Source organism: Paucibacter sp. XJ19-41 (assembly GCF_028462495.1).
In the GTDB taxonomy this organism is placed as follows: domain Bacteria; phylum Pseudomonadota; class Gammaproteobacteria; order Burkholderiales; family Burkholderiaceae_C; genus Roseateles_E.
Genome location: NZ_JAQOWX010000002.1, coordinates 26,826 through 43,579, shown reverse-complemented (window position 1 = coordinate 43,579; position 16,754 = coordinate 26,826). Strand labels below are relative to the sequence as shown.

The 16,754-nt window shown below is 67.4% G+C and carries 16 protein-coding genes; 7 read left to right on the top strand and 9 right to left on the bottom strand.

Annotated features, from left to right (window positions below):
• Window positions 1–2: 2 nt before the first annotated feature.
• From htpG to rsmI, 6 genes are all read right to left on the bottom strand, one after another.
• Window positions 3–1,883: a molecular chaperone HtpG gene (htpG, locus tag PO768_RS01050; protein ID WP_272644566.1), complete on the bottom strand. Its 1,881-nt coding sequence runs from the start codon at window positions 1,881–1,883 to the stop codon at window positions 3–5.
• Between the two features lie 90 nt (window positions 1,884–1,973).
• Entirely contained in the window at window positions 1,974–2,285 is a 312-nt protein-coding gene (locus PO768_RS01045) for a hypothetical protein (protein WP_137941458.1), read from the bottom strand.
• Between the two features lie 45 nt (window positions 2,286–2,330).
• Window positions 2,331–3,455 carry a 3-deoxy-7-phosphoheptulonate synthase gene (locus tag PO768_RS01040; protein WP_272644510.1) on the bottom strand — a complete coding sequence of 375 codons (1,125 nt, stop codon included), beginning with the start codon at window positions 3,453–3,455 and terminating at the stop codon, window positions 2,331–2,333.
• 194 nt (window positions 3,456–3,649) lie between these two features.
• Window positions 3,650–5,113 (bottom strand): metalloprotease TldD, encoded by a 1,464-nt coding sequence (gene tldD, locus PO768_RS01035; RefSeq protein ID WP_137941456.1) that lies wholly within the window; start codon window positions 5,111–5,113, stop codon window positions 3,650–3,652.
• Between the two features lie 40 nt (window positions 5,114–5,153).
• On the bottom strand, window positions 5,154–6,521 hold the full coding sequence (locus PO768_RS01030) for a TAXI family TRAP transporter solute-binding subunit (RefSeq protein ID WP_272644565.1): 1,368 nt from the start codon (window positions 6,519–6,521) through the stop codon (window positions 5,154–5,156).
• 21 nt (window positions 6,522–6,542) lie between these two features.
• Window positions 6,543–7,463 (bottom strand): 16S rRNA (cytidine(1402)-2'-O)-methyltransferase, encoded by a 921-nt coding sequence (rsmI, locus tag PO768_RS01025; protein WP_272644509.1) that lies wholly within the window; start codon window positions 7,461–7,463, stop codon window positions 6,543–6,545.
• Here rsmI and PO768_RS01020 point away from each other — a divergent pair.
• From PO768_RS01020 to PO768_RS01010, 3 genes are read left to right on the top strand one after another with little or no spacing between them, the layout of a single operon-like run.
• Window positions 7,453–7,833 carry a YraN family protein gene (locus PO768_RS01020; protein WP_137941455.1) on the top strand — a complete coding sequence of 127 codons (381 nt, stop codon included), beginning with the start codon at window positions 7,453–7,455 and terminating at the stop codon, window positions 7,831–7,833. The genes rsmI and PO768_RS01020 overlap by 11 nt on opposite strands.
• Before the next feature lie 29 nt (window positions 7,834–7,862).
• A complete protein-coding gene (locus tag PO768_RS01015; protein ID WP_137941454.1) occupies window positions 7,863–8,435 on the top strand; it encodes an SIS domain-containing protein in 573 nt (190 codons plus the stop codon).
• A 34-nt stretch (window positions 8,436–8,469) separates the two neighbouring features.
• Window positions 8,470–9,114: a BON domain-containing protein gene (locus PO768_RS01010; RefSeq protein WP_137941644.1), complete on the top strand. Its 645-nt coding sequence runs from the start codon at window positions 8,470–8,472 to the stop codon at window positions 9,112–9,114.
• A gap of 14 nt (window positions 9,115–9,128) precedes the next feature.
• Here the strand turns inward: PO768_RS01010 and PO768_RS01005 are convergent, their stop codons facing one another.
• Genes PO768_RS01005 through PO768_RS00995 form a run of 3 tightly spaced genes read right to left on the bottom strand, consistent with a single transcriptional unit; the run spans window position 9,129 to window position 12,246 of the window.
• A complete protein-coding gene (locus PO768_RS01005; RefSeq protein ID WP_272644508.1) occupies window positions 9,129–10,028 on the bottom strand; it encodes an NAD(P)-dependent oxidoreductase in 900 nt (299 codons plus the stop codon).
• 22 nt (window positions 10,029–10,050) lie between these two features.
• Complete coding sequence (locus PO768_RS01000; RefSeq protein ID WP_137941452.1) at window positions 10,051–11,187, bottom strand: PilT/PilU family type 4a pilus ATPase; 1,137 nt, start codon at window positions 11,185–11,187, stop codon at window positions 10,051–10,053.
• Between the two features lie 15 nt (window positions 11,188–11,202).
• Complete coding sequence (locus PO768_RS00995; protein ID WP_137941451.1) at window positions 11,203–12,246, bottom strand: type IV pilus twitching motility protein PilT; 1,044 nt, start codon at window positions 12,244–12,246, stop codon at window positions 11,203–11,205.
• Window positions 12,247–12,272: 26 nt separating this feature from the next.
• On the opposite strand from PO768_RS00995, the gene PO768_RS00990 reads away from it, so the two are divergent.
• The 4 genes from PO768_RS00990 to PO768_RS00975 all read left to right on the top strand — a co-directional run bounded on the left by PO768_RS00990 (window position 12,273) and on the right by PO768_RS00975 (window position 16,721).
• The gene (locus PO768_RS00990; protein ID WP_272644507.1) at window positions 12,273–12,971 is read left to right on the top strand and encodes a YggS family pyridoxal phosphate-dependent enzyme; all 699 of its coding nucleotides are present in this window, start codon (window positions 12,273–12,275) and stop codon (window positions 12,969–12,971) included.
• Between the two features lie 63 nt (window positions 12,972–13,034).
• Entirely contained in the window at window positions 13,035–13,727 is a 693-nt protein-coding gene (locus tag PO768_RS00985) for a c-type cytochrome (RefSeq protein WP_272644506.1), read from the top strand.
• Entirely contained in the window at window positions 13,724–14,986 is a 1,263-nt protein-coding gene (locus tag PO768_RS00980; protein ID WP_272644505.1) for a cytochrome c, read from the top strand. The genes PO768_RS00985 and PO768_RS00980 overlap by 4 nt, the downstream gene beginning before the upstream one ends.
• 178 nt (window positions 14,987–15,164) lie before the next feature.
• On the top strand, window positions 15,165–16,721 hold the full coding sequence (locus PO768_RS00975) for a methyl-accepting chemotaxis protein (protein WP_137941447.1): 1,557 nt from the start codon (window positions 15,165–15,167) through the stop codon (window positions 16,719–16,721).
• The last annotated feature ends 33 nt before the right edge of the window (window positions 16,722–16,754 follow it).

Genomic DNA, 16,754 nt, shown 5'->3' with positions numbered 1-16,754 from the left:
GATCAGCCGAGCAGCATCGCGTTGACCCGCTTCACATAGGCGGCCGGATCTTCCAGATGGCCGCCCTCGGCCAGCACCGCCTGATCGAAGATGACGTTGGCCAGGTCGTCGAAATGCGCGCTGCTGTCCAGCTTCCTGACCAAAGCGTGATCGGCGTTGATCTCCAGGGTCGGCAGCGAGCTCGGCGCGGCCTGGCCGGCCTGCTTCAGCAGGCGCGCCAGGTGGCCGCTCATATCGCCTTCCTCGACGACGATGCAGGCCGGCGAATCGACCAGGCGGGTGCTGATGCGCACATCCTTGGCACGGTCCTTCAGCGAGGCCTTCAGGCGGTCCAGCAGTGGCTTGTTGGCCTCGGCGGCTTCCTCGGCCTTCTTCTTCTCGTCCTCGTCCTGCAGCTTGCCCAGATCGATCGCGCCCTTGGCCACCGACTGCAGCGGCTTGCCCTCGAACTCATACAGATGCGAGAGCATCCACTCGTCGACGCGGTCGACCAGCAGCAGCACCTCGATGCCCTTCTTGCGGAAGATCTCCAGCTGCGGGCTGTTCTTGGCGGCCTGCAGTGAATCGGCGGTGATGTAGTAGATCGCGTCCTGGCCTTCCTTGGCGCGGCTCAGGTAGTCAGCCAGCGACACGCCCTCGTCGGCATGGGTGGACGCGAAGCGCAGCAGCTTGGCCAGGCGCTCCTGGTTCTGATGGTCCTCGCCGACGCCTTCCTTCAGCACCGAGCCGAAGTCCTTCCAGAAGTCCGCGTACTTGGCCTTCTCGGCCGCGTCCTCGCTGTCGGCCAGCGCCTCCAGCATCGAGAGCACGCGCTTGGTCGAGCCTTCGCGGATCGCCTTCACATCGCGGCTCTCCTGCAGCAGCTCGCGCGAGACATTCAACGGCAGGTCGGCCGAGTCGATCACGCCCTTGACGAAGCGCAGATAGACCGGCATCAGCGCCTCGGCATCGTCCATGATGAAGACGCGCTTGACATAGAGCTTGACGCCGCCGCGCTTGTCGCGGTTCCACAGATCGAAGGGTGCCTTCTTCGGGATGTAGAGCAGCTGGGTGTACTCGCTGCGGCCCTCGACGCGGTTGTGCGTGTAGGCCAGCGGCGCTTCCTGGTCGTAGCTGATCTGCTTGTAGAACTCCTCGTACTGCTCTTGGGTGACCTCGCTCTTGCTGCGCGCCCACAGCGCCGAAGCCTTGTTGACCGGCTCCCAGGCCTCGGTCAGGACCTGCTCGCTCTTCTCGGCGTCCCACTCCTCCTTGCGCATCAGGATGGGCAGCGAGATATGGTCGCTGTACTTGCTGATGATGGACTTCAGGCGCCAGGTCTTCAGGAACTCTTCCTCGCCCTCACGCAGATGCAGGATCACATCGGTGCCGCGACCGGTCTTGCTGATGGTCTCGACCTCATAGTCACCGGTGCCTTCCGAGCTCCAGCGCACGCCCTCTTCCGGCTTCAGGCCGGCGCGGCGAGTCTCGACCGTGATGCGGTCGGCGACGATGAAGCCGGAGTAGAAGCCGACACCGAACTGGCCGATCAGGTTGGCGTCCTTCTTCTGGTCGCCTTCCAGCTTGGCCATGAACTCGCGCGTGCCGCTCTTCGCGATGGTGCCCAGGTGCGCAATCGCTTCGTCGGCACTCATGCCGATGCCGTTATCGCTGATGGTGACGGTCTTGGCCGCCTCGTCGAAGCTGACGCGCACTTCCAGATTGGGCGTGTCCTCGAACAGCTCGGCCCGGTCCAGGGCCTCGAAGCGCAGCTTGTCGCAGGCATCCGAGGCGTTGGACACCAGCTCGCGCAGGAAGATTTCCTTGTTGGAGTACAGCGAATGGGTGACGAGGTGCAGGATCTGCTTGACCTCGGCCTGGAAGGAATGGGTTTGCTTTTCCATCATGGCTTGTCGATATCGGTAAGAGAAAACGGCAAGAGCGCCGACAGCGCCCCACATCTGGGGGCGCCGTGGCGCTCTTTCAAGAGGGACTCAGTAAGACAGGCTCAGCTTCGGGATGTCGACCCGCAGCAGCGCCTTGCTCAGCGCGCCACTGGCCGCGCGGGCATAGTCCAGCGCAAACGCGGCATCCTCGAAGGCCTCCGGGCCGACGGCGGCGGCCACGCCGAGGATCTTGTCGGCGATCAAAACCTTGCCGGCGCCCCGCATCGGCTCGCAGCCGTTCTTGACGAACTGCTCATCCAGCCAGAGGCGGGCGGCCTCGAAGGACAGGACCTCGCTGGCGTCGACCACCAGATTGATTTCCTGGTCCGGGCCGAACACGATCTTGACTTCGCTGCGCATCGCTTGCTCCTTGTGACTGAGCCGATTTTCGCTCAGCCGCATGAACTACTTGCGACTCGCCTTGACCGCGACGCTCAAGACCTCCAGCACTTCCAGCGAATCGTCCCAGCCCAGGCAGGCATCGGTGATGCTCTTGCCGTACTCCAGCTTGGACGGATCATCCTTGCCGGGGCTGAACTTCTGGGCGCCGTCGTGCAGATGGCTCTCGACCATCACCCCGAAGATCTGCTGGCTGCCCGCACCCATCTGCGCCGCGATATCGCGCGCCACATCGAGCTGGCGCTTGTGCTGCTTGCTGCTGTTGGCATGCGAGCAATCGATCATCAAGGTGTCGTCCAGCTTGGCGGCCAGCAGGTCCTTGGCGGCGGCGGCCACATGCTCGGCGTCGTAATTGGGCGTCTTGCCGCCGCGCAGGATCACATGGCAGTCCTTGTTGCCCTTGGTCTCGACGATGGCCACCTGGCCGTTCTTGTGCACCGACAGGAAATGGTGCGGCCGGGCCGCCGCCTGGATCGCATCGGTGGCGATCTTGATATTGCCGTCGGTGCCGTTCTTGAAGCCGATGGGCGCGGACAGGCCCGAGGCCAGCTCGCGGTGCACCTGGCTCTCGGTGGTGCGCGCGCCGATCGCACCCCAGGAGATCAGGTCGCCGATGTACTGCGGCGAGATCACGTCGAGGAACTCGCTGCCGGCCGGCATGCCCAGGCGGTTGATCTCCAGCAGCAGTTGGCGGGCGATGCGCAGGCCCTCGTCGATGCGGTAGCTCTCGTCCAGATAGGGGTCGTTGATCAGGCCCTTCCAGCCCACCGTGGTGCGCGGCTTCTCGAAGTAGACCCGCATCACGATCTCCAGCGTGTCGGCGTACTTCTCGCGCTGCGTCAGCAGCCGACGCGCGTACTCGAGCGCAGCGGCCGGGTCATGGATAGAGCAGGGGCCGATGATGACCAGCAGGCGATCGTCCTTGCGCTGCATGATCTTGCGGATATTGGCCCGGGTGCCGCTGATCAGCTGCTCCATCGGCGTGCCCGAGATCGGGAAGAAACGGATCAGATGCTCGGGCGGCGGCAGCGGCGTGACATCGCGGATGCGCTGGTCATCGGTCTCGCTGGTCTTGTCCTGGGGCGAGTACCAGCGCTCGGCCTGATGCTGGGAGGTCGTCTTGGCGTTCATTGGGCTTGGCTCTTTCCGTTGCTGATCCGTGGGACGAAAAAAAACCGCCTGGGCTGAGCCCGGCGGTTTCTAGAGATTCGCTGCGCCTGACTTGCTTATGCGCTTGCCTCTCCTCCGCCGGTGCGGTGCGAGAACCAAAAGAAAGCAAAGAAATAGGACTTCGGCGAATACATGGGGACCGAATGTAGCACGGCTTAGGCCGTGCCGCCGACGGTCAGCCCGTCGATGCGCAGCGTCGGCTGGCCCACGCCCACCGGCACGCTCTGGCCTTCCTTGCCGCAGACGCCGACGCCGGTGTCCAGCTTCATGTCATTGCCTATCATCGTCACGCGGGTCAGGGCATCGGGGCCGTTGCCGATGATGGTCGCGCCCTTGACCGGGTACTGGATCTTGCCGTTCTCGACCCAGAAGGCTTCGCTAGCCGAGAAGACAAACTTGCCGGATGTGATATCCACCTGGCCACCACCGAAGTTGGTCGCGTACAAGCCCTTCTTGATGCTGGCGATGATCTCCTGCGGGTCCTTGTCGCCGCCCAGCATATAGGTGTTGGTCATGCGCGGCATCGGCACATGGGCATAGCTCTCGCGCCGGCCGTTGCCGGTCGGTGCGACCTTCATCAGGCGGGCATTCATCGCGTCCTGGATATAGCCCTTCAGGATGCCATCCTCGATCAGCACATTGCGCTGCGAGGCACAGCCCTCGTCGTCGACATTCAGCGAGCCGCGACGATCCGGGATGGTGCCGTCGTCCAGCACCGTCACGCCCTTGGCGGCGACGCGCTGGCCGATGCGGCCGGCAAAAACGCTGGAGCCCTTGCGGTTGAAGTCGCCCTCCAAGCCATGGCCGACGGCCTCGTGCAGGAGCACGCCGGGCCAGCCCGAGCCCAGCACCACGGTCATCTCGCCGGCCGGTGCCGGGCGCGACTCCAGATTGGTCAGCGCCGCCGTGACGGCCTGATCCACATAGCTGGCGATCATCGCGTCACTGAAATAGGCCAGGCCGAAACGACCGCCGCCACCGCCCGAGCCGACCTCGCGCCGGCCATTGCTCTCGGCGATCACCGTGATGGACAGCCGCACCAGCGGCCGCACATCGGCCGCCAGCGTGCCATCGGCCCGCGCGATCAGCACCACCTCATGCTCGGCCGCCAGGCCGGCCATCACCTGGGCCACGCGCGGATCCTTGGCGCGCGCCATCTTCTCGGCGCGCTCCAGCAAGGCCACCTTTTCGGTGCTGTCCAGGCTGGCGATCGGGTCGGCATCGCCGTACAGCGAGCGGCTGCCCGACACCAGCGGCGAGGACGGCACCTTGACCTTCTTGCTCTGCCCGGCCGCAGCAATCGTGCGCACCGTGCGGGCCGCGTCCATCAGCGCCGCTTCGGAAATATCGTCGGAGTAGGCAAACGCCGTCTTCTCGCCGGCCACCGCCCGCACGCCCACGCCCTGATCGATGCTGAAGGAGCCGCTCTTGACGATGCCCTCCTCCAGGCTCCAGCCCTCGGCGCGGGTGGTCTGGAAATAGAGATCGGCGTCATCGACGCGATGCTCGGTGATCAGACGCAAGGCCTTGGCCAGATCCAGCTCGCTGAGGCCGTAGGGCTCCAGCAACTGGCTGCGGGCCGCCACCAGGCGGGCAAGAGTGGGTTCGCGGGAGATCATGAGCGGCATTGTAGGAGCGAGCGGCCGAGCGCCACCGCCCTCAGCGGCGCAGACCCTTGCGCACCAGATGGATATGGTTGCGCAGCGCGTAGAGCTCGTCGGTGTAGGACAGCGGCACGACGATCTTGCCGACCTTCTCCTCCAGGCTGTCGAGCTCCTGCAGCAGCGTGGGCGCGGCGGCCGGGTCGGCCTCCGCCCGCGCCTCGATCTCGCGCAGCTCGCCATACCAGCGGAACACCCGCGAACGGATGCGGAAGGCATACAACGGCGGCACCACGCGCGACAGCGGCAGCAACAGCGCGATCAGGACACCCATCACCAGCCACATGCGCTCGACCAGATTGGCGATCCAGAACGGCAGATAGCGCTGCAGCAGCGGCGCCGGCTCGTTGATCGCGCGCTCGCCCTCCTTGGCGATCGGCAGCTCGCTGTGGCGGGTGTTCGGATACTCGCGCGCCCGGTTGAACCAGCCGGCCCCGCCGTGGATGGTCTGGGCGTTCTGCGCGAACAGCTGCAGCAGCGCCGGGTGCGTGCCCTCGCGCGCCAGCAGCGAGGTGGTCGAGGCCACCAGACGCACATCGTCGGACGGGATGTCGGCGGCCAGATCGACCACGCCGCGCGGCAGGGTCTCGGGCGTCAGAAAGGGAAAGCGGCGCGCATAGGCCTCGCTCTGCGCGAAATCCATCAACCGCACGCCGGGCGTCTGCAGCAGCATCTGCACCATCAGCGACTCGGGCGCCGAGGCGAACACCAGCGCATCGAGCTCGCCGTTGAGAAAGGCCACGGTGGCCGGGGTCTGCGCCAGCCGCGAGAGCCGCACCGTGGACGGCTCGACCTTGTTCAAGGCCAGCAGCTTGTTCACCAGACTGGGCACACCACTGCCCTCGGTGCCCACATTGACGCGCAGGCCCTGCAGCTGCGCCAGGCTGCTGAGCCGCGCCTCGCTGGCGATGGCGGCCTTCGCCGCCTTGCCGCCGCCCGCGCCGGCCGCCACCTTGCGGGCGGTGTCGGCGCGGTAGAACAACCAGACCGGCTCGACGAACAGGCTGCCCAGCGAGAGCAGTTCCTGGCCCTCCTGCTGTATCACGCCCGGCTCGGCCGTGCCGCCCTGCACAAAGCCCAGATCGGCCCGGCCCTCGCGCAGCAGCTGCAGATTGGCCGCCGAGCCCTCGCTGGGCAGCAGCACGACCGTGATGCCGTCGGCCGCCAGCGCCTTGGCGTAGCGCTTGCCAAACTCCTCGTAAGCGCTCTGTGCCGGGCCGGTGGCCAAGGTGACGCGCTTGGGCGGGTTGGGATTCAACCACCAATAGGCCAGCACCAGCAGGGCCACGGCGAGGAGGGCGAAGGGCCCGGCCGACAGCAGCAGCACGCGCAGCGACAGCAGCGCACCGCGAAGCGCCTGAGGCATCTGGCGAACCGGCGTCATCACTCAGTCCTCGCGGGCCTTCTTGATCGCCAGCGCCGCCTCATAGAGCCGGTTGCGCGAGGCGCCGCTCAGGTCCGAGGCCAGCGCCACCGCCTGCTTCAGCGGCAGCTCGGCCAGCAGCAGGCTCAGCGCACGCAGGGCTTCCGCAGGGATATCGCCCTCGGCCGCGGCCTTTGCCGGCAGCGCATGCAGCACCAGCACGAACTCGCCGCGCTCGCGCTGCGCGTCGGCCGCCAGCCAGGCCGGCAGCGCGGCGGCGGCGTCGGTGTGCACGGTCTCGAACTGCTTGGTCAGCTCGCGGCAGACGGTGACCCGCTGCTCGGGGCAGAGTTCGGCCAACAGCTCGATCAGCGCCTTGATGCGGTGCGGCGCCTCGAACAGCACCTGGCTGCGCGGGCTGCCGGTCAGCGCCTGCAGCGCCGTGCGGCGCTCCATCGCCTTGGTCGGCAGGAAGCCGGCGAACTCGAAGCCCTGCGCCGCCGCATCACCGGCCACGCTCAGCGCCGTCACGGTGCTGCTGGCACCGGGCACCGGAAAGACGCGCAGCCCCGCAGCGGCCACGGCCGCGACCAGCACCGCGCCGGGGTCGGAAATGGCCGGCGTGCCGGCGTCGGAGATATAGGCGATGCGTTCGCCGGCCTGCAGCCGGCCGATCAGCGCCGCGCTGCCCTGATGCTCGTTGTGCTGGTGCAGCGCGATCAGCGGCTTGTGCAGGCCCAGATGGCGCAAGAGGCCGGCGCTGACCCGCGTGTCCTCGCAGGCCACGGCGTCGACCAGGCTCAGCACATGGGCGGCGCGGAAGCTCAGGTCAGCCAGATTGCCGATCGGCGTGGCCACCACATAGAGCGTGGCTGCGGGATACTGCTGGCCACCGGCCGCCGCAGCGGCCGCCTGCAGCAGCAGGGAGGCATCGATGTTCGACAAAAAGGGCTCTCCCAAGAAAAGCGGGGACGCTGCCGAAGACCGGGCGCTGCAGCATCTGCAGCAGCAGGGCCTGCGGCTGCTGGAACGCAATTATCGGGTCGCCGGCGGACCCAGCGCCCGGGCCGGCGAGGTGGACCTGATTCTGCGTGATCGCGACGGCACCCTGGTCTTTGTCGAGGTGCGTGCCCGGGCCGGCTTCTCGCATGGCGGCGCGGCCGCCAGCGTCACCCCCACCAAGCAGCGCCGCCTGATCTATGCGGCGCGCCGCTATCTGATGCGCTATGCCTCGCCGCCGCCCTGCCGCTTCGATGTGGTCGCGCTGGACGGCGAGGCCATCGAATGGCTGCAGGCCGCCTTCGATGCGGGCTAGGCGTTTTCCCTGGCTTATGATCCGCGCCAATGCTTGAACAACGGATCCAACAACAATTCTTCGAGAGCGCCGACCTGCAGTACCAGGTGGCCGAGAGCCTGTCGCGGCCGCTGGCCGCCGCAGCGCAGATGCTGGTGGACGGCATCACCGCCGGCGGCCGGGTGCTGTGCTGCGGGCTCGGGCTCTCGGATCTGGACGCCCGCTATATGGCCGCGCTGCTGGTCGGCCGCTTCGAGCAGGAGCGCCCCGGCCTCGCGGCCTGGAGCCTGGACGCATTGAGTCGCCAGGTCGATGCCACGGCCGCACTGACCCGCCAGATCCAGGCCCTGGGCCATCCCGGTGACCTGCTGCTGATGTTCGAGGCGCAGAGCGCCACCCGCGCCACCCATGGCGCCTTGCTGGACGCCGCCCATGCGCAGGAGATGAGCGTGATCGCGCTGACCAGCAATCTGGACGAAGACCTGCGCGGCGCCCTGCTCGACACCGATGTGCAGATCCGCGTGCCGCACAGCCGCGCCGCGCGCGTCGCCGAGGCGCACCGTCTGCTGTCGCATTGCCTGTGCGATGCGGTGGACCTGCAATTGCTGGGTGCCGGCGAGTGAGCCGCGCCCGAACCCTAGCCACTGGAAAGCCATGATGCCGTTCTTGCCGAAATCTCTATCGCTGGCGCGCCGCGCCGTCCTGCTCAGCACCCTGGGCGCGGCCCTGCTGAGCAGCGCCTGCGCGCCGCTGATACTGGGCGGCGCGATGGTGGGCGGCGTGATGATGAGCACCGACCGCCGCACCTCGGGCACGCAGATCGAAGACCAGGGCATCGAGCTGAAGGCCGGCGCCCGGCTGCGCGAGCAGTTCGGCGAGCGCGCGCACATCAATGTCAACAGCTACAACCGCATCGCGCTGCTGACCGGCGAGGCGCCGACCGAGGCCGACCGCGAGGCGGCCGAGCGCCTGGTGGCCCAGGTCGAGAACGTCAGCCGGGTGCTCAATGAGATCGGCGTCGCCGGCAAGAGCTCGCTGACCAGCCGCTCCAACGATGTGCTGATCGCGAGCAAGGTCAAGGCCAGCCTGGTCGATGCCCGCGACCTGATCTCCAACGCCTTCTACGTCGTGGTCGAGCGCGGCACCGTCTACATCATGGGCCGCGTCACCGAGCGCGAAGCCACCCGCGCCGCCGAGATCGCGCGTGGCGTCAGCGGCGTGCAGAAGGTGGTGCGCGCGGTCGAGCTGATCAGCGAAGAAGAGCTGGCCCGCATCACCCCGAAGCCGGCACCGACGAAGTAGGCGCCGAGCCTGCCTTACTTCAGCCGCTTGATCAGGCTGGAGGTGTCCCAGCGATTCCCGCCCAGGGTCTGGACATCGGCATAGAACTGGTCCACCAAGGCCGTCACCGGCAGCTTGGCGCCATTGCGGCGGGCCTCGTCGAGCACCAGACCCAGGTCCTTGCGCATCCAGTCGACCGCAAAACCGAAGTCGAACTTGTCGTCCACCATGGTCTTGCCACGGTTGTCCATCTGCCAGCTCTGGGCCGCGCCCTTGCCGATCACGTCCAGCACCTGACCCATGTCCAGGCCAGCCTTCTGGCCGAAGGCAATCGCTTCCGACAGGCCCTGCACCAGGCCGGCGATGCAGATCTGGTTGACCATCTTGGCCAGCTGACCGGCACCCGAGGCGCCGACCAGGGTCACGGCCTTCGCAAAAGCCAGGGCCACAGGCTGGATGCTCGCGAACGGCGCGGCATCGCCGCCGCACATCACCGTCAGCGCGCCGTTGACGGCGCCCGCCTGGCCGCCCGAAACCGGCGCGTCGACGAACTGCAGGCCGGCGGCCAGCGCTGCGGCATAGAGCTCGCGCGCCACCTCGGCCGACGCCGTCGTGTGGTCGACGAAGATCGCGCCGGCCTGCATGCCCGCAAATGCGCCAGTCTCGCCCAGCACGACCGAGCGCAGATCGTCGTCATTGCCGACACAGGCGAACACGATGTCGGCACCGGCCGCCGCTGCTGCGGGGGTTGCAGCGGCCTTGCCGCCGTATTCTTCTGCCCAGGCCTGGGCCTTGGCGGCCGTGCGGTTGTAGACCGTCACGGCATGGCCGGCGCGGGCCAGATGGCCGGCCATGGGATAGCCCATGACGCCGAGGCCAAGAAACGCCACTTGGCGCGGCGGGATGGGTTCGTAGGTGCGTGTGGGTGCATTCATGCACCCGACTCTAAACGATGGCTCAAACGATGGTCAGATGCTCGGTGCCGGACGACAGATCGCCGGAGCGGGCCCGCTCGCTATTGAGCTTGATCTGCAGGCGCAGATCGTTGACCGAGTCGGCATTGCGCAGCGCGTCTTCGTAGGTGACCTTGTTGGCCTCGTAGAGATCGAACAGCGCCTGGTCGAAGGTCTGCATGCCCTGCTCGCGCGAGCGCTTCATGATCTCCTTGATCTCGCCGACCTCGCCCTTGAAGATCAGGTCCGACACCAACGGCGTGTTCAAGAGGATCTCGACCGCCGCGATCCGGCCCTTGCCCTCCTGGCGCGGCAGCAGGCGCTGCGAGACCAGCGCGCGCAGATTCAGCGACAGGTCCATCAGCAACTGGCTGCGCCGCTCCTCGGGGAAGAAGTTGATGATGCGGTCCAGCGCCTGGTTGGCGCTGTTCGCATGCAGGGTGGCCATGCACAGATGGCCTGTCTCGGCAAAGGCCACCGCGTGTTCCATGGTCTCGCGGTCGCGCAGCTCGCCCATCAGGATCACATCGGGCGCCTGGCGCAGCGAGTTCTTCAGCGCCGATTCCCAGCTGTCGGTGTCGATGCCGACCTCGCGCTGGGTCACGATGCAGTTCTTGTGCGGGTGGACGAACTCGACCGGATCCTCGATCGTGATGATGTGGCCGAAGGTGCTCTCGTTGCGGTGGTCGACCATGGCCGCCAGCGAGGTGCTCTTGCCCGAGCCGGTGGCGCCGACCACGATGACCAGGCCGCGCTTGGCCAGCACGACATCATTGAGGATGGCGGGCAGCTCCAGCGAGGCAATCGTCGGCAGCGTGGCAGGAATCGTCCGCAAGACCAGGCCCACATGGCCCTGCTGCAAAAAGGCATTGGCGCGAAAGCGGCCGACACCCGCCGGCGAGATCGCGAAATTGCATTCCTTGTTGCGCTCGAACTCGGCCGCCTGCTTGTCGTTCATGATGGAACGGGCCAGCTGCAAGGTGTGCTGGCCGGTCAGCGGCTGGGGCGAGACCTTGGTGACCTTGCCGTCGACCTTGATCGCCGGCGGAAAGTCCGCGGTCAGGAACAGATCGGAGCCCTTGCGCGAGATCATCAGGCGCAAGAGGTCGTTGATGAATTTCGAGGCCTGGTCGCGTTCCATGAATGGGATCCTTGATCAACCAGGGAAATTTTCGGGGAACTTGGCCTTTGATCGAGCTTCCATCGGCGAGATGATGTTGCGCCGGACCAGATCGGTCAGGTTCTGGTCCAGCGTCTGCATGCCCTGCTGGTTGCCGGTCTGGATCGCCGAGTACATCTGCGCGACCTTGTTCTCGCGGATCAGATTGCGGATCGCCGAGGTGCCCAGCATGATCTCGTGCGCCGCCACACGGCCGGTGCCGTCCTTGAGCTTGCACAGGCTTTGCGAGATCACCGCGACCAGCGATTCCGACACCATGGCCCGCACCATTTCCTTCTCGGCCGCCGGGAACACATCGACGATACGGTCGACGGTCTTGGCCGCCGACGAGGTGTGCAGCGTGCCGAACACCAGGTGGCCCGTCTCGGCGGCGGTCAGCGCCAGCCTGATGGTCTCCAGATCGCGCATTTCGCCGACCAGCACGCAGTCCGGATCCTCGCGCAGCGCCGAGCGCAGCGCGTTCGCGAAGCTCAGTGTGTGCGGGCCGACCTCGCGCTGGTTGACCAGGCTCTTCTTGGACTCGTGGACGAACTCGATCGGGTCCTCGATGGTCAGGATGTGGCCGTACTCGTTTTCGTTCAGGTGGTTGACCATGGCGGCCAGGGTGGTCGACTTGCCCGAGCCGGTCGGGCCTGTCACCAGCACCAGGCCGCGCGGCTTCAGCGCCAGCTCGGCAAAGACCTTGGGCGCGTTGAGCTGCTCCAGCGACAGGATCTTGGACGGAATGGTCCGGAACACGGCGCCGGCGCCGCGGTTCTGGTTGAAGGCATTGACGCGAAAGCGCGCCAGGCCCTGGATCTCGAAGGAGAAGTCGACCTCCAGCGTTTCCTCATAGGCCTTGCGCTGCGAGTCGTTCATGATGTCGTACACCATGTCGTGCACCTGGCGGTGCTCGAGTGCCTCGACATTGATGCGGCGCACATCGCCGTGGACCCGGATCATCGGCGGCAAACCGGCCGAGAGATGCAAGTCGGAGGCCTTGTTCTTGACCGAGAATGCCAGCAGTTGGGTGATGTCCATAAACGAGCGAATTAGCGTGGGCCATTATGGCGACGATCTCCGAGAACTTACAACAGCTGCAAGAGCGCATTGAAACGGCCTGTGAGGCTGCCGGTCGGCCCGTGCAAAGTGTCACGCTGCTGACGGTCAGCAAGACGTTTTCTGGCGACGCGGTGCGCGAGGCCTTCGCGGCCGGTGCACGCCGCTTCGGCGAGAACTATGTGCAGGAGGGGCTGGACAAGATCGCCGAGCTGAGCGATCTGCGCGCGCAGATCGAGTGGCATCTGATCGGTCCCTTGCAAAGCAACAAGACCCGGCCGGTGGCCGAGGCCTTCGACTGGGTGCACAGCGTCGACCGGCTCAAGACCGCGCAGCGCCTGTCGGACCAGCGCCCCGCCGAGATGGCGCCGCTGCAGATCTGCCTGCAAGTCAATATCAGCGGCGAGGCCAGCAAGAGCGGCGTGGCGCCGGACGAGTTGCCGGCCCTGGCTCATGCCGTGGCGGCGCTGCCACGCTTGCGCCTGCGCGGCCTGATGGCCATTCCCGAGCCCGCCGCCGACCAGCAGGCCCAGCGCGCGCCGCACCGCGCGCTGGCGGGCCTGCTGGCCGAGCTCAACCGGCAAGGCCTGGCCCTGGACACCTTGTCGATGGGCATGAGCGCCGACCTGGAGGCCGCGATTGCCGAGGGCGCCAGCATCGTGCGCGTGGGCACGGCCATCTTCGGCGGCCGCACCGCCGCCATCTGATCGGGTGGTTTGTCCCGCATCTGATCCTTCTCAAGGCGGCCGCCAGCCGGCAGCATCAGGCCCATGTTTGCCCTGCCCTCAAGACTCCTCCTGCCCCTGATGCTGGTCGCCGGCGCGGCTGTCGCGGCGCCGGCCGTCGAAGACAGCATCGCCCAGCGCGCCCAGGCCTGCACCCTGTGCCACGGCAAGCAGGGCCGCGCCGCCGCCGACGGCTACCACCCGCGCCTGGCCGGCAAGCCACAGGGCTATCTCTACAAGCAGCTGCTCAATTTCCGCGATGGTCGGCGCGACTACGGCCTGATGAGCGATCTGATCGCCCCGCTGTCGGACGCCTATCTGCTGGAGCTGGCCGGCCATTTCGCCCAGCTCGAGCTGCCCTATCCGGCGCCGCAGGCCCCAAGCGTGGACGCGGCCACGCTGGCACGCGGCCGTGCGCTGGTGCTGCAGGGCGATCCGCTGCGCAAGCTGCCGGCCTGCGTGCAATGCCATGGCGAGAAGCTGAGCGGCGTCCAGCCCTTCATCCCCGGCCTGCTGGGCCTGCCGCGCGACTACCTGAACGGCCAGCTGGGCGCCTGGCGCAGCGGCCAGCGCCGCGCGGTCGCACCCGACTGCATGGGCCATATCGCCAAGCAGCTCAAGGTCGAGGAGATCAATGCCGTCTCGCAATGGCTGGCGGCCCAGCCCATGCCGCCCGGCAGCAAGCCCGCGGCTGCCCTGCCCGCGCCGCTGCCGATGGCCTGCGGAGGCCTGCAATGAGGCGCCGCGCCATCGTCGGCGTGCTGGCCTTCGCATTGACCGCCCTGCTCGCGGCCGCCCTAGTCTACGGGCTGAACCATCTGGACGAGGGCGGACCCGCCGCCGGCCCGCTCGCGATCACGCCGGCCCTGGTCGAACGCGGCGCCTATCTGGCCCGTGCCGGCAACTGCATGGGCTGCCATACCGCGCGTGGCGGCCAGCCCTATGCCGGCGGCCGCGCGATACCGACCCCGTTCGGCGCGGTCTTCTCATCGAACCTGACTCCCGATGCCGCCACCGGCCTCGGCTCCTGGAGCGCCGAGCAGTTCTGGGGCGCGCTCCATAACGGCCGCGGCCGCGATGGCCGCCTGCTGACGCCGGCCTTCCCCTACACCAACTACGCGCTGGTGACCCGCGCCGACAGCGACGCGCTCTACGCCTATCTGCAAAGCCTGAGCCCCGTCGCTCAGCCCCCTCGGGCTCACGAGCTGCGCTTCCCCTACAACACCCAGGCGGCGCTGGCGGTCTGGCGCGCGCTGTACTTCCGCCCGGCCGTGTTCACGCCCGAGCCCACGCGCAGCGCCGAGTGGAACCGCGGCGCCTATCTGGTCGAGGGTCTGGGCCACTGCAATGCCTGCCACGCGCCGCGCAACAGCCTGGGTGCACTCACCGACGCCCGGGACCTGAGCGGCGGGGCGCTGCGCGAGCTGGGCTGGTACGCGCCCTCGCTGCAGGACCCGGCCGAGGCCGGGGTGGCCGGCTGGAACAGCGCCGAGCTGCGCGACTGGCTCAAGCACGGCCGCAACGAGCGCGCCAGCGCGCTGGGCCCGATGAGCGAGGTGATACTGGGCAGCACCCAGCATCTGGATGAGGCCGATCTGCGCGCGATGGGCGCTTATCTGCAAGCCCTGCCGCCCCAGGGCAAGACCCGACCCCGGCCTCCGAAGCCCGATCCGGCCCTGCGTGAGCTGGGCGGCAAGCTCTACGAACAGCACTGCGCCAGCTGCCATGGCGAGCAGGGCCGCGGCGTGGCCGGCATCTATCCGGCCCTGGCCGGCAACCGCACGGTGACGATGGGGACTAGCGACAACCTGCTGCGCGTGATGCTGCGCGGCAGCTATGCGCCGGCCACCGCCGGCAACCCGCGCCCCTTCGGCATGCCGCCCTTTGCCGGCGTGCTGAGCGATCGCGAACTGGCGGCCATCGCCAGTCATCTGCGCAGCAGCTGGGGCCATCAGGCCGGCGATGTAACCGCGCTGGACGTGCTGCGCGTCAAATGAGCCACAAGACCTGACTCCATGAAAACCCTTGGTTTCGAGGTGTAACTGCGGCCTTTGTCACGACCTTGCACTGAGCTGACAAGACACCCCCTCAATTGAGGGTCATTGGCACCGATAGTCCGGCCACGCCACGTACCGCGCGGCGTCCAAACCAATGACCTAATCGAGGGATCTTCCGATGAAGTTTCTGTCACAGCTGCGCATCAGCCAGCGCCTGGCGGTGAGCTATGCCCTGCTGGTGCTGCTCATGATCGCGATCGGCAGCTTCGGCGCCGGCAACGCCAACCGCCTGGCCCAGGACCTGGACAGCACGGCCAACACCAGCCTGGTCAAGATCGCCAGCGCCAACGCGCTGGAGAGCAATGTCAACATCATTGCCCGCGCCGCCCGCGACCTGATCCTGCTGGACGAGGCGCGCCAGATCAAGCGCCAGAACGCCGCCATCGACGCTGCCGTGCTCGACACCGAAAAGCAGCTCGGCAGCCTGGGCCAAGGCGACGATGCCAAGGAGAAGGAGCTGATCGCCCAGGTGCGCGAGCGCGAGGCCAAGTTCATGGCCTCGGTCGCCAAGTTCCGCAAGGTGGCCGAGGCCGGCAATCCGGATGAGTCGCGCGAGAGCCTGATCACCGATGTGCGCCCGACCCAGCAGGCCTACCAGGACGGGCTCAAGAGCCTGATCGATCTGCAGTTCGAGAACGCCCGCAACCTGGCCGTGTCCGGCGGCGAGCTGGCACGTTCGTCGATCCTGATCACCGCGCTGCTGGTCGCGGTGGCGGCCGCGATCGGCCTGGGTGGCGGCTGGGCGATCGCCCGCTCCATCGTGCTGCCGGCCCGCAAGGCCCAGCAGGCCGCCCAGGCGATCAGCGCCGGCGACCTGACGCAGACCATTGTGGTCGACAGCAAGGACGAGCTCGGCGAGATGCTGCTGGCGATGCGCGAGATGCAGTCGGCCTTGTCGGGCGTGGTGCAGAGCGTCAGTTCGGCCGCCGGTGAGGTGGCGCACAGCTCGGGCGTGATCGCCGGCAGCAATATCGACCTGTCCGACCGCACCGCGCGCTCGGCCGCCAGCCTGCAGAACACCGCCGCCTCGGTCGAGCAGATCGCGTCCAACCTGAACGGTGCCAGCGAGCTGACCCGCAAGGCCTCCGGCATCGCCGCCAAGGCGCGCCAATCGGCCTCGGCCGGCGGCAGCGTGGTGGCCAAGGTGGTGTCGACGATGGAGGAGATCAGCGCCAGCTCGAAGAAGATCGGCGACATCATCGGCGTGATCGACGGCATCGCCTTCCAGACCAATATCCTGGCGCTGAACGCGGCCGTCGAAGCGGCCCGCGCCGGCGAGCACGGCCGCGGCTTCGCGGTGGTGGCCAGCGAGGTGCGCTCGCTGGCCCAGCGCAGCGCTACCGCCGCCAAGGAGATCAAGGTGCTGATCCAGGAATCGTCCGTCAAGGTCGAGAACGGCACCAAGCTGGTCGACAACGCCGGCGTGACGATCCGCTCGGTGGTCGACGAGGTCAACAATATGGGCCAGCTGATCGAGGAGATCTCGCACTCGGCCCAGGAGCAGGCCGCCGGCGTCGGCGTCGTCAACAACGCGATGAGCGAGCTGGATCGCACGACGCAGCAGAACACCACCCTGGTCGACGAGCTCAGCCGCTCCACCGACGAGCTCAAACAGAGCTCCACCCGGCTGCTCGACGCGGTCGGCTTCTTCCGCGCCGAGCCGGTCGCCGCCTGATTTCTTTCCCCCTTTCCTCTCCCCTTTGTTTCA